Here is an 11,594-nt window from a genome sequence, read left to right as displayed (position 1 = left end):
GCCGTATCCGGGCTTCGATTCGGTCACCACGGTCGCGCCCGCCGCGCGGGCCACCGCCGCGGTGCCGTCGGTGGAGCCGTTGTCCACCACGATCACCCGGTATCCGATGGGAATTGCCGACAGTACGCCGGGAAGGGCTTCCGCCTCGTCCCGGCAGGGGATCACCACCGTGACCCCGGGCTCGGAGTCCAACTCGGTCATGGCCTCGACGGTAAGCCCAATCGGGGCGTTCGACCGCCGGGACACGCATGACGAAAGTATGACGGGAGCAGCAAGAATGGCGATCCGGACAGTTCCGGCGGGTTTCGGGCCTATGGTTTCCGGCATGGCGAACGCTTCCGCGACGAGGGTCGCGCGCTACGTCTCCACTCGCGTCGACGGCTACGGCGCACTCGCGGCCTTCGTTCTCGTCCTGGCCGCCTTCCTGATTCCGCGAATCGAGGGCAAACCCTGGCGGGACAAGCTCTATGCCGGGGCCGCACCGCTCTTCGGCGGCTGGCTCCCGCATCTGGGCTGGGGGACGGTCCCCGCGGTGGCCATCGCGGCGGCGGTGGTGCGGTTCGGACCGGAGCTGGCGCGACGGCTGTCGTTCGGGCGGCTGCTGCTGATCACCTGGGCGACGGCGGCGGCATGGGCGTTCGCGCTGGCCATGATCGACGGCTGGCAGCGCGGCTTCGCGGGGCGGCTCACCACCCGCGACGAATACCTGCACGAGGTCGGCGGGGTGCACGACATCGGGGCCATGGTGCGCGGATTCTCCGGCCGCATCCTGGATTTCCAGCCCGACTCGTGGACCACGCACGTGTCCGGGCATCCGCCGGGGGCGCTGCTGGTGTTCGTGCTGCTGGACCGGATCGGGCTGGGCGGCGGGGCGTGGGCGGGCCTGTTGTGCCTGGTGGTGGGGACGAGCGCGGCGGCCGCGGTGCCGTTCACCTTGCGGGCCTTGGGCGCTGAGCATCGGGCGCGCGCGGCGACGCCTTTCCTGGCCCTGATGCCCGCGGCGATCTGGATCGCGGTCTCCGCCGACGGCTTGTTCGCGGGCGTGGCGGCGTGGGCGGTGGCGCTGCTGGCGCTCGCCACCCGGCTCGAACGGGGTTGGATCGCGGCCGCGCTGGGGTCGGGCGTGCTGTTCGGGTTCACCGTCTTCCTGAGTTACGGCCTTGTGCTGATGGCGATTCCGGCCGCGGCGGTCCTGCTGGCACGCTCGCTGCGGCCCGCGCTGCCCGCGCTCGCGGGTGCGCTGGCGGTGGTGGCGGCCTTCGCGGCGGCCGGGTTCTGGTGGTTCACCGGCTATCACCTGGTGGTGCAGCGGTACTACCAGGGCATCGCGCACGAGCGGCCGTACGGGTACTGGGTGTGGGGCAATCTGGCCGCGACGGTGTGCGCGGTGGGTCTGGCCACCGCCGCGGCCAGCTGCCGGGTTCTGGTCGAGCTGGAGATCCCGCCGCTGCGACCGCTACGGGAATGGTTGTCGCGCTGGCGTTCTCACGTCGATCCGGCCGCGCTGATGGCGGGGGCCGGGCTCGCCGCCATCCTGATCGCCGACATCAGCGGTCTCAGCAAGGCCGAGACCGAACGCATCTGGCTGCCGTTCGACGTGTGGGCGCTGGCGGCGACCGCGCTGCTCCCCCGCCACAGTGCCCGGTTCTGGCTCGTGGCGCAGGCGGCGGGGGCGCTGATCGTCAATCATCTGATCCTGACGAACTGGTGACCGCGGCACGCGGATTCACCGCCAGGTGGGCGCTCCGTCCCCGCAGGCGGCACGCAACGGCGCGGACGAGAATTCGGCCAGGCCCGCGGTCGGGGTGACGGCGGCGGTGAAACCCAGTGCGCGCCGGGCCCGTTCGGGTCCGGCCACGATGTGGCGGACATCGCCGGAGCGGTACTCCCCGGTCACCACCGGCTGTTTGCCGCCGCACGCGGTGGCCAGGGTGGCCGCCACGTCGCCGATCGTGATGGGGATGCCCGAGGCGATATTGAGCGGGGTGAACGCCGCCAGCGGCTGTTCGAGGGCGGACACATTGGCGGCGGCGATATCGCGGACGTGCACGAAATCGCGGGCCTGGGCGCCGTCCTCGAAGACGCGCGGGGCCTCACCCGCCTCGAGCGCCGACCGGAAGATGGCGGCGACACCGGAATACGGTGTGTCCCGGGGCATATCGGGACCGTAGACATTGTGGTAGCGCAGTGCGGTGACGGTGCCGCCGGTGGCCGCGGCCCAGGCCGTGGCGTAGTGCTCCTGCGCGACCTTGGAGGCGGCGTAGAGGCTGCGCGGCCGCAGCGGCGCGTCCTCGTCGATGGGCGCCCAGGACAGCGGACGTCCGTCGGGGCCGCGGTGGTCGAAGCGCCCGGAGTCGAGGTCGGCGCGGGTGCGCGGGGCCGGATCGACCGGGTCGCCCGCGGAGTCCACGTAGCGGCCCTCGCCGTAGACCACCATGGACGAGGCCAGCACCAGATGGCGGCAGCGGGCCCGGTCCATGGCGGCGAGCAGGACCGCGGTGCCGAGGTCGTTGTGGCTGGCGAAGGCGGGCGCATCCTGCGCGCTCACCCCCGCGCCGACCACGGCCGCCTGGTGGCAGACCGCGTCGACGCCGGTCAACAGCTCGGCCAGGGCGTCCGGGTCGCGGACGTCGGCCGGGACGATGCCGGGCGGCGGGACGGCGTCGCGGCCATGGGCGGCGGCGAGCATGAGGTCGACCGGGACGACCTCGTGGCCGGCGGCGAGCGCCGCGCGGTGGATGTGCGAGCCGATGAATCCGGCTGCGCCGGTCAGGAGTACACGCATGCGGCGATTCTGGCCGCAGTGCCGCCGGAATGCGCCCGGACCGGCCGAGGTCGCCGGGTTCGTCACGATTTGGTCAGATCGCGGCGGGCCGACACGCGGGGGTCTTGCCGCGCGTCGCCGACCGGCGCACAATTCATCACGTAGTGAATTCAACACTCGATGAATTGAGGGTGACCGTGACGGCACCAGCGACAACCACCGACGCCATCGCCATCGAGCACCTGGAAGTGCGCCGCGGCGGGCATCAGGTGCTGCAGAACATCTCCCTGACCGTGCCGAAGGGCAGCATCACCGGACTCCTCGGACCGTCGGGGTGCGGCAAGACGACGCTCATGCGCAGCATCGTCGGCACGCAGATCATCGAATCCGGCACCGTGCGGGTGCTCGGCGACGAGGCCGGATCGCGCGCGCTGCGGCGGCGGGTCGGGTACGTGACCCAGGCGCCCAGCATCTACGACGACCTCACCGTCGCCGACAATGTGGCGTACTTCGGCGCGCTCTACGGAGCCTCGCGCGCCGAGGTCGACACCGCGCTGGCCGCGGTCGGTTTGAGCAGTCACTCCGGCTATCGCGGCAGCGAGCTGTCGGGCGGGCAGCGCACCCGGGCGTCCCTGGCCTGCGCGCTGGTGGCCGATCCGGAGCTGCTCGTGCTCGACGAGCCGACGGTCGGCCTGGACCCGGTGCTACGCGCGGATCTGTGGGAGCAGTTCCAAGCGCTCGCCGAACAGGGCCGGACCCTGCTGGTGTCCAGTCACGTCATGGACGAGGCCGAACACTGCGATCGGCTGCTGCTCATGCGCGAAGGCCGCCTGCTGGCCCAGCTCACCCCCGCCGAATTGCGTTCCGACACCGGCGAATCCAGTCTGGATAACGCCTTCCTGAAGCTGATCCGGATGGGAGAAGAGCTGTGACCGCGACCCTTTCGCGCCCCGCGGGCCCGCGCCCGCTGGGCTGCTACACCGCCACCACGGTGCGCATCCTGCGGCAGTTGCGCGCCGACCACCGCACCGTCGCCATGATCGTGCTGGTGCCCGCGCTGCTCATGACGCTGCTGTACTTCGTGTACAAGAACTATCCGATGATGCCCGGCGCGCCCCGGCTGTTCGACCGGATCGGCATCACCATGCTCGGCATCCTGCCGTTCGTGGTCATGTTCCTGATCACCGCCATCGCCATGCAGCGCGAACGGGTCTCGGGCACCCTCGAACGGCTGATGACCACGCCGCTGTCCAAGCTGGATCTGCTCGCCGGGTACGGCACCGCGTTCTCCATCGCGGCGGCGGTGCAGGCGGGGGCGGCGTGCCTGGTGGCGTTCTGGCTACTGGGCCTGAACGCGGCGGGCAGTCCGGCGCTGGTGGTGCTGATCGCGGTGATCGACGCGGTGCTCGGCGTCGCGCTGGGGCTGCTGGCGAGCGCGTTCGCCCGCACCGAGTTCCAGGCCGTGCAGTTCATGCCGGTGATCGTGCTGCCGCAGTTCTTCCTGTGCGGGCTGCTGGTGCCGCGCGGTCAGCTGCCGAGCTGGCTGGAGGCGATCAGCAATGTGCTGCCGCTGAGCTATGCCGTCGACGCGCTCGAGCAGGTGGCGACGCACACCGGAGCAACGGGCCAGATGTGGCGCGACATTCTGATCGTGGCCGTGTTCACCGCGGTGGCACTGGTGCTGGCGGCAGCGACCCTACGTCGGCGGACCGCGTGACGGGTAGCTCCGGCACGCGCAGCGGACGCCGGCCCGGCAACTCCGGCACCCGGGAGGCGATTCTCGACGCCGCCCGGGTGCGGTTCGCCGAGGTCGGCTTCGACAAGGCCTCCATCCGGTCGATCGCGACCGCGGCCGCCGTGGATCCGGCGCTGGTGCACCACTATTTCGGCACCAAGCACCAATTGTTCGCGGCGGCACTGCAATTGCCGATCGACCCGCAGGAGATCCTGGCCGGATTCGCCGTGGTCCCCCTGGAACAGCTGGGCGAGCACATCATTCGCACCGTGGTCGGCATCTGGGACTCCCCCATCGGCATGCCCGCCGTCGCCGCCTTCCGCAGCATGCTCGCCAGCGACGATCCCACGCTGGCGCGCACCTTCCTGCTGGAGGTGGTGCTGAAAGAGATTCGCCCGCGCGTGGATTCGCCGCCCGGCACCGGCGCGCAACGCGCGGTCCTGGCGGCCTCGCAGCTCGCGGGGCTGCTGGTGACCCGCAAGATCCTGCGGCTGGAACCGATCGCCTCGATGCCGATCGACCAGCTGGCCACCACCATCGGTCCCACGCTGCAGCGCTACTTCACCGCGGACCTCGACGGGCTCACCGCGGACTGAGCGAACTCCGGGCCGGGATCAGTCCTGACCCAGGAACAGGGTGTGCTCGTCGTCGGAGACGTCGCGGGCCTCGTCCACGAGCAGGACCGGGATGCCGTTGTCGACCGGGTAGGCGCGGCGCAGGCGGGGGTTGTAGAGCACGGTGTCACCGGTGGCGGTGTGGACCAGCTGCAGGGGGCCCTTGTCCTGCGGGCAGGCCAGCAGGGTCAGCAGGGTGGGGTCCAGGATTTCCTCCGACATGTCCGACAACCTACCGGTCGGGCGGCGCGGCGACGGAATCGGCGGGGCGACGGAAGCTGATGTGGCGGTGGCCGAAGAAGCTGGCCACCGCGACCAGGCCCATGACCACGACCGCGGCCGGTTTGGCCGGGGCGTGCAGCAGCGAGACGGCCAGCTGCAGCAGCACCATGTTCAGCACCATGCCGACCGCGTTCACGCCGACGAAGGCCACGAAGTCGCGCAGCATGTGGCCGCGCACCCGGAACACCAGGGTGCGGTGCAGGGCGAAGGCGATCACCATGCCGACCGCGTAGGCCAGCGCCACCGACAGGGCGGCGGCCACATCCTTGGACACCGCGTCGCCGAGCACGGTCAGCCAGAAGATGGTGAGCACCATGCCCATCAGCGTGTTGAACCCGCCGACCAGCGCGAAGGCCACCTCCTGGCGGCGGACCAGCCGCAGCAGCGGCCCGGCGGGCGCGCCCTCGGCGGGCAGCTGGGTCTCGGTCACCGCCCCGAACCCACCAGTTCGCGATCCTGGTCGTCGTCGAGCTGTTCGACGGCGGGCGCGTCCGCGCCGCGGCGGCGCGAGCGGATGTAGAGCCACTGCAACAGGCCCACGCCGACGAGTCCGGCTCCGGCGCTGGCGATTCCGATCTTCCAGCCCGGCGGGCGCCAGCTCAGTTCCAGTTCGGCATTGTCGGTGCCGGCCGGAATGTCCACGGCGACGAAGACTTTCGACACGGTGTGGAACGGGATGGTCTTGCCGTTCAGAGTGACCCGGTAGCCGGGCCAGCCCAGGCGGGCGAAGGTGACGCGGCCGCCGGTCTCCGAGGACACGCGCACCCGGCTGGTGGTGTCGGTGTCCTCGATGGAGGTGGCGGTGACGTCGTGGGCGTCACCGACGCGGCCGTTGACCGTGGAGATCGGGCCGTTGTCGCGTTCGAGCACCCAGATGTACTTCTCGTGGCCGGGGACGTCCACGAAATGCCAGCCCTCGGGGGCGGGCTGGTCACCGGCGTCGGGGAGCATGGCCTTCTGCAGCACCACCCGGTCGATGAGCATGAGGTCGGCCAGGATGCGGCCAGTGGTCGGCTCGGGGCTGAACAGGCGCTTGTAGGCGTCGGGGCAGACGCTGGAATCCCACCGCATGCAGAGCATCTCGCCGAAGTAGAAGTGCCCGTTGGGGGTGTACCCGTTGACGTAGTCCTTTTCCAAGTCCTTGGCGTAGTTGCCCCACACCAGCGATCCGTACGCCCCCTCGAGGCTCTTGTCGGCGGGCTGCAGCAGGCCGCGTTCGGCGAGCTGAATGGTGGTGCCGCCGGAGAGCTTCGGGAACGCGGCCATGGCCTCGCTGCGGTTGGCGGGCAGGTTCCACGACATCGGGGTGGGCTGCACCCACCACACCTGGAACCACGCGATCGGCACCATGGCGGCGATGACCAGCGCCGCGGCCCCGGACGCGCCGCGGGCGCGGCCCAGCCACACCACGCCGAAGCCGAGCGCGATCACGACCGCGGCCGAGCCCAGGTGCCACAGCACCTGGTGCGGGTCGGCGGAGAAGGTGCGCACCCACAGCGCGAGAACCAGCACCAGCGCGGCGATGATCCGGTTGTTGCGGTCCTTCAGCGTGACGAAGCGGCCCAGCAGCACGCACACCAGGACCAGCAGCCCGAGCGCCAGCATCGGCAGTACGCGCGCGGGCCAGCGCAGCGGGCCGACGGTCCCGGGCCCGGCGGTCCACATCAGCGCCATCAAGGCGAACAGGGCGATGGCGACGAACTGCTTCCAGTGTTTCTGCGCCGCCTTCCAGTCCACGAAGGCCAGCGCCGGGATCAGGAACCAGGCGATGTAGGTCATGGGCAGCGGCTGCACATAACCCCACCACGAGGTGAACGCGGGCATGGTGGTGGGCAGGCTCGCGTTCAGCGACTCCGACCACGGCACCGTCAGGAACTGGTCGTTATTGATCTGCGAATTGCCGCGCCAGCTCACCTGCGCCGACAGCATCGACGGCAGGAAGGTCAGCAGGCCCGCCGCGCCCGCGCAGCCCGCGGCGGCGGCCAGGCGCAGCAGCGGGCCGAACGCGGCGCGCCACTGCGGCCAGGTGCGCGGTCCCCGGCACACCAGGAAGCCGACGGCCACCGCGATGAGCATGAGCACGGCCTCGACCGCGGGGAACACGTACTGCACCGAGATGGCCAGGTACAGGTAGCCGAAGACCGGGATCGGACCGCCCTGGCCGCGCAGGTAGCGCTCCGAGGACGCCCAGGCGTGGATCATCCACGCGGTGCCCGCCATGGCGGTGAACCAACTGGCCTCGTCGAAGAACAGGAAGAACCCGGTGAACGGCATGGCCACGCCGGCGACCGCGGCCCACTGCGGGCGCGCGCCGTACGCCAGGCAGACGCGATACACGCCGAGCCCGGTGATGATCGCGTAGATCGCCTTCACGATGGTGGCGTAGAGGGCCAGGTTCGGCACCGAGGGCGCGATCAGGTCGATCAGCAGCTGCGGCGGGTTGAACAGTCCCGCTTCCTCATTGGTGTAGTTGCCGGTCATCCACTGCTGGGGCTGCAGCAGCGGGAAGTGGCCGTCGCGGAAGGCGCGGCCGAAGAACACCCATAGTCCGGTGTACTGGGATTCGGTGTCGTCGGTGAAGAAGTGGCGGGGGTTGGCCAGCACCACGGCCAGGTAGCCGAGGATCACGCCGAGGACGGTCACGCCACCCCAGCGATACACCTCACGCCGGGTCGCGCGGCGCGCCGCGTCGTCTTCGTCCGGCCCGGATTCGGCGGCCCCGACCGCCTGGGAAACTGAGCTGTCCACCACGAGTTCCAGACCCTACAGGGCGGTGCTGTCGATGGCACTTACGCCGTGGCGGCAGGGCACTTCCGACGACGGCCCGAGCGGGCGGTCGTCCATACCGCTTACGCCGATCCGTCGCCTCCGGCGGGGATGGGGAATGATGGGCGGATGTCGACACTTCGCGCCGAATGCCGCGCCGAGCAGCGTGTTAGAGTTCACGGCGGCTCGGGCTCCGGTTTCCGGTGTGGAGTTCCGGCGCACTCCGTCATCGAAAGTACATTCAGCTGATGCCGATTCCGTCCGCCCGCACCTACGCGAGCGACCCCAGCGTGACCTCCGGCGAGCGCCCGGCGCGGGTGCACGCGGTCTCCGTCGTGGTGCCCGTGTACCGCGGTGAGGACACCATCGCCTCGCTGGTCAGTGAACTGGACAAGCTCGGTGAGCCGGTGACCACGCCGCGCGGCGCGAGCTTCCGGGTCGAGGAGATCGTGCTGGTGCACGATCACGGCCCCGACCGCTCCGATGTGGTGCTGCGCGAGCTCGCCGAGACCTACCCGCAGGTGCGGGTGGTGTGGCTGAGCCGTAACTACGGTCAGGACGCCGCCACCATCGCGGGCATGGCCGCCGCCCAGGGCGACTGGACGGTCACCATGGACGAGGACGGTCAGCACGATCCGGCGTTCATCGCCGACTTCCTCGACGCCGCTCTCACCGAGCGCGCCGATCTGGTCTACTCCAAGCCGGTCAACACCCGCCCGCACGGCTTCCTGCGCAATATCACCTCGCGCGGGGCGAAGCTGGTGCTGGCGACCCTGTTCGCCTTCCCGGACTCGACCCGCTTCGAGAGCTATCGGCTGATCCGCGGCGACATCGCGCGGCAGCTGGCCCGGGTGGCCTCCAACGGCGTGTACCTGGACGTGGCGCTCACCTGGGTGGTGGGTGAGGTGGCGCAGGTGCCGGTGCAGCTGCGCGCCGAGGGCCGCGACGAGTCCGGCTACAACTACCGCCGGCTGTTCTCGCTGTTCTGGAAGATGGTGTTGTGCAGCGGAACTCGCGGCCTGCGCCTGGTCAGCATGCTGGGCGTGACGCTGGCGCTGGGCGGGCTCGGCATGGCGGGCTGGGTGGTCTACCACGCGCTCACCAACAGCGGCCGGGACCCGGAGGGCTGGGCGTCGCTGATGACGGTGCTGCTGCTGTGTTCGGGCGCGGTGCTGTTCTCGCTGGGCCTGATCGCCGAATACCTCGGGGTGGCACTGCACGTGCTGGTCGGTAAGCCCCTGTATCTGACGGTGGATTCGCCGACGCCGCGCCGGGAGCAGGGCGTGGGCGCCGGAATCCGCCACACCGCAACTCGTTTCGACGGTATCGAGGGGGATCCCCGCGCGTGAGCAGTGACCGCATCATCTTCAGCCGCCCGTTCCGCGCCGCGCGCGAGCTGCCGAATGTGGAAGCCGTGCTGACGTCGGATCACAGCCACGGCGACGGTCCGTTCACCGCCGCGGCGACCGCGAAGCTGCGCGACATCACCGGCGCGCCGCACGCGCTGCTGACCACCTCGTGCACGCACGCGCTCGAAATGGCCGGGCTGCTGCTGGAACTCGGGCCCGAGGACGAGGTGATCGTCCCGAGCTTCGCGTTCACCTCGACCGCCACCTCGATGGCGCTGCGCGGCTCCACCGTGGTGTTCGCCGACATCGATCTCGCGACCGGCAGTCTGGACCCGGAGTCGGTGGCCGCGGCGGTCACGCCGCGCACCAAGGCCGTGGTGGTCATCCACTACGGCGGTGTGGCCGCGGACATGGAAGGGCTGCAACGGCTGGCGGACGCGCACGGTTTCGCCATCATCGAGGACAACGCGCACGGTCTGGGCGGTTCCTACCGCGGCCGTCCGCTGGGCAGCATCGGCACGGTCGGCGCGCTGTCGTTCCACGACACCAAGAACGTGCACTGCGGCGAGGGCGGCGCGGTGCTGCTCACCGACGAGATCCTCATGGCGCGCGCGGAGATCATTCGCGAGAAGGGCACCGACCGGGCGCGGTTCCTGCGCGGCGCGGTGGACAAGTACTCGTGGCAGGACATCGGATCCTCGTATCTGCCCAGCGAATTGAACGCGGCGGTGCTGGACGCGCAGCTGGCGGAGTTCGGCACCATCCAGCGCAACCGGCACCGGGTGTGGGACCACTACGCGGCGACGCTGCCGGACTGGGCCGCCCGCAACGACATTCGGCTGATGTCGGTGCCGTCGGACCGGGAGCACACGGCGCACCTGTACTACCTGCGGGTCCCGACCGAGGACCGCCGCGACGCGCTCATCGCGCACCTGTCGGGTCTGGGCATCGTGGCCCCGTTCCACTACGTGCCCCTGGACTCCTCCCCCGCCGGTTTGAAGCTGGGCCGCACACCGAACCCGTGTGTGCGCAGCGCCGAGTTCTCGGCCACCCTGGTCCGGCTGCCGCTGTGGCCGGGGCTCACCGAGGCGCAGCTGACCCGGGTCGTCGAGGGCGTCACGAGCTTCGCCGTCTAGCGCCCGGCAGCGACCGAAATCGGCTATCTGGTACCGGAAGTCACAGCCCCTACCTGGGCGTATGACCAACTCTGAACCGAAAACTTTCTGAGAGAATTTTTCTCGAAATCACTCACAGGAAGTGTGGAGCAGATACCTTTCACATCCAGTCGGCGCGTCTGGCCGGCAGGATTGAGAGGTAAACCCATGGGCAAGATGCAGCGAGCCGGTTACGGTGCGGGCGCGTTCGGCGCGATGGCGGCTGTCGCGGTTCTGGCGGCGCCGTCCGCCGGCGCCGTCATCAACAATGTGGTCGTGGCGAGCACCAACCCGGTGGTCGGTTGCTCCTACCTGGTCACGGCGAACACTTCGCTGCTGGGCAGCGTCTTCACCGTCACCTTCCTCGACAACGGCGTCGAGTTCGGCAAGTCCAGCGTCGTCCTGGCCGCGAACCAGGCCACCATCAACTGGACCCCGAAGACCGCGGGCAAGCACACGATCACCGCCACGCAGGAGCTGATCAGCAGCCAGTCCTACGACGTCAACGTCTCCGAGCAGAGCATCGTGTCGAAGCTGCTCGGCACCGGCAGCGCCTCCTGCACCTCGCAGAGCAGCCTGAGCGCGCAGTAGCCCGCCGCATCGGCTCGACGCCCCCGGAGACTCCTTCCTCCGGGGGCGTTCGCGGTTTCTCGGGGGCACTCCCGCAGGCGGGCACGTACCTCGGCGGCAAGCGTGGCGGCGGAGTCGCGCAGGGCCTCGATCATGGGGTGATCGGGGGCGGTGGTGGCCCGGCGGTAGGCGAGGACCGTCGCGCGGCGGGCGGCCGGATCATCGAGATCGTCGAACACTGCGACACCGCTCTCATCGAGCGGGTCCTGACGCCGCTCGTGCGGTGACGATCGGCGAATCTCGTTACGGTTCATGGAGATCGGAGTAACTACGCCTGGACCGAAGAAAGCGCCCCGGCAC

General features: G+C 70.1%; 12 protein-coding genes. 7 read left to right on the top strand and 5 right to left on the bottom strand.

Features of this window, described 5'->3' with window-relative positions:
- Nucleotides 1-201, bottom strand: a 201-nt coding sequence (locus ACFV4K_RS31185; protein ID WP_379279753.1) for a glycosyltransferase, incomplete at its 3' end; no start/stop codon positions are given.
- 124 nt (nucleotides 202-325) lie between these two features.
- On the opposite strand from ACFV4K_RS31185, the gene ACFV4K_RS31180 reads away from it, so the two are divergent.
- Nucleotides 326-1,711 (top strand): hypothetical protein, encoded by a 1,386-nt coding sequence (locus ACFV4K_RS31180; protein ID WP_379279752.1) that lies wholly within the window; start codon nucleotides 326-328, stop codon nucleotides 1,709-1,711.
- 15 nt (nucleotides 1,712-1,726) lie between these two features.
- Here the strand turns inward: ACFV4K_RS31180 and ACFV4K_RS31175 are convergent, their stop codons facing one another.
- Complete coding sequence (locus ACFV4K_RS31175; RefSeq protein WP_379279751.1) at nucleotides 1,727-2,785, bottom strand: NAD-dependent epimerase/dehydratase family protein; 1,059 nt, start codon at nucleotides 2,783-2,785, stop codon at nucleotides 1,727-1,729.
- Between the two features lie 176 nt (nucleotides 2,786-2,961).
- On the opposite strand from ACFV4K_RS31175, the gene ACFV4K_RS31170 reads away from it, so the two are divergent.
- From ACFV4K_RS31170 to ACFV4K_RS31160, 3 genes are read left to right on the top strand one after another with little or no spacing between them, the layout of a single operon-like run.
- On the top strand, nucleotides 2,962-3,696 hold the full coding sequence (locus tag ACFV4K_RS31170) for an ABC transporter ATP-binding protein (RefSeq protein ID WP_379279750.1): 735 nt from the start codon (nucleotides 2,962-2,964) through the stop codon (nucleotides 3,694-3,696).
- Nucleotides 3,693-4,481, top strand: a complete 789-nt coding sequence (locus tag ACFV4K_RS31165) for an ABC transporter permease (protein ID WP_379279749.1) — start codon at nucleotides 3,693-3,695, stop codon at nucleotides 4,479-4,481. The genes ACFV4K_RS31170 and ACFV4K_RS31165 overlap by 4 nt, the downstream gene beginning before the upstream one ends.
- Nucleotides 4,478-5,095, top strand: a complete 618-nt coding sequence (locus tag ACFV4K_RS31160) for a TetR family transcriptional regulator (RefSeq protein ID WP_379279748.1) — start codon at nucleotides 4,478-4,480, stop codon at nucleotides 5,093-5,095. The genes ACFV4K_RS31165 and ACFV4K_RS31160 overlap by 4 nt, the downstream gene beginning before the upstream one ends.
- An 18-nt stretch (nucleotides 5,096-5,113) precedes the next feature.
- Here the strand turns inward: ACFV4K_RS31160 and ACFV4K_RS31155 are convergent, their stop codons facing one another.
- From ACFV4K_RS31155 to ACFV4K_RS31145, 3 genes are read right to left on the bottom strand one after another with little or no spacing between them, the layout of a single operon-like run.
- Nucleotides 5,114-5,335 carry a Trm112 family protein gene (locus tag ACFV4K_RS31155; RefSeq protein ID WP_357097016.1) on the bottom strand — a complete coding sequence of 74 codons (222 nt, stop codon included), beginning with the start codon at nucleotides 5,333-5,335 and terminating at the stop codon, nucleotides 5,114-5,116.
- 10 nt (nucleotides 5,336-5,345) lie between these two features.
- Nucleotides 5,346-5,825 (bottom strand): GtrA family protein, encoded by a 480-nt coding sequence (locus tag ACFV4K_RS31150; protein ID WP_379279747.1) that lies wholly within the window; start codon nucleotides 5,823-5,825, stop codon nucleotides 5,346-5,348.
- Complete coding sequence (locus ACFV4K_RS31145) at nucleotides 5,822-8,056, bottom strand: hypothetical protein (protein ID WP_379279755.1); 2,235 nt, start codon at nucleotides 8,054-8,056, stop codon at nucleotides 5,822-5,824. The genes ACFV4K_RS31150 and ACFV4K_RS31145 overlap by 4 nt, the downstream gene beginning before the upstream one ends.
- 422 nt (nucleotides 8,057-8,478) lie before the next feature.
- Between ACFV4K_RS31145 and ACFV4K_RS31140 the strand changes: the two genes are divergently transcribed.
- From ACFV4K_RS31140 to ACFV4K_RS31130, 3 genes are all read left to right on the top strand, one after another.
- The gene (locus ACFV4K_RS31140; RefSeq protein WP_379279754.1) at nucleotides 8,479-9,510 is read left to right on the top strand and encodes a glycosyltransferase; all 1,032 of its coding nucleotides are present in this window, start codon (nucleotides 8,479-8,481) and stop codon (nucleotides 9,508-9,510) included.
- Nucleotides 9,507-10,646, top strand: coding sequence for a dTDP-4-amino-4,6-dideoxygalactose transaminase (gene rffA / locus ACFV4K_RS31135; protein WP_379279746.1), 1,140 nt, complete (start codon nucleotides 9,507-9,509; stop codon nucleotides 10,644-10,646). Before ACFV4K_RS31140 ends, rffA begins: the two co-directional genes overlap by 4 nt.
- Before the next feature lie 186 nt (nucleotides 10,647-10,832).
- Complete coding sequence (locus tag ACFV4K_RS31130; protein ID WP_379279745.1) at nucleotides 10,833-11,255, top strand: hypothetical protein; 423 nt, start codon at nucleotides 10,833-10,835, stop codon at nucleotides 11,253-11,255.
- Nucleotides 11,256-11,594: the final 339 nt, after the last annotated feature.

The sequence above is a fragment of the Nocardia sp. NPDC059764 genome (genome assembly GCF_042732555.1).
Classification (GTDB): Bacteria; Actinomycetota; Actinomycetes; order Mycobacteriales; family Mycobacteriaceae; genus Nocardia.
The sequence above is the reverse complement of the archived record's forward strand: the minus strand, read 5'-3'. Positions and strand labels throughout refer to the sequence as shown.

Bases quoted from the DNA above. Each gene is read 5' to 3' on its own strand.
- ACFV4K_RS31180 (WP_379279752.1), top strand. From the start codon at position 326: ATGGCGAACGCTTCCGCGACGAGGGTCGCGCGCTACGTCTCCACTCGC.
- ACFV4K_RS31175 (WP_379279751.1), bottom strand. From the start codon at position 2,785: ATGCGTGTACTCCTGACCGGCGCAGCCGGATTCATCGGCTCGCACATC.
- ACFV4K_RS31155 (WP_357097016.1), bottom strand. From the start codon at position 5,335: ATGTCGGAGGAAATCCTGGACCCCACCCTGCTGACCCTGCTGGCCTGC.
- ACFV4K_RS31130 (WP_379279745.1), top strand. From the start codon at position 10,833: ATGGGCAAGATGCAGCGAGCCGGTTACGGTGCGGGCGCGTTCGGCGCG.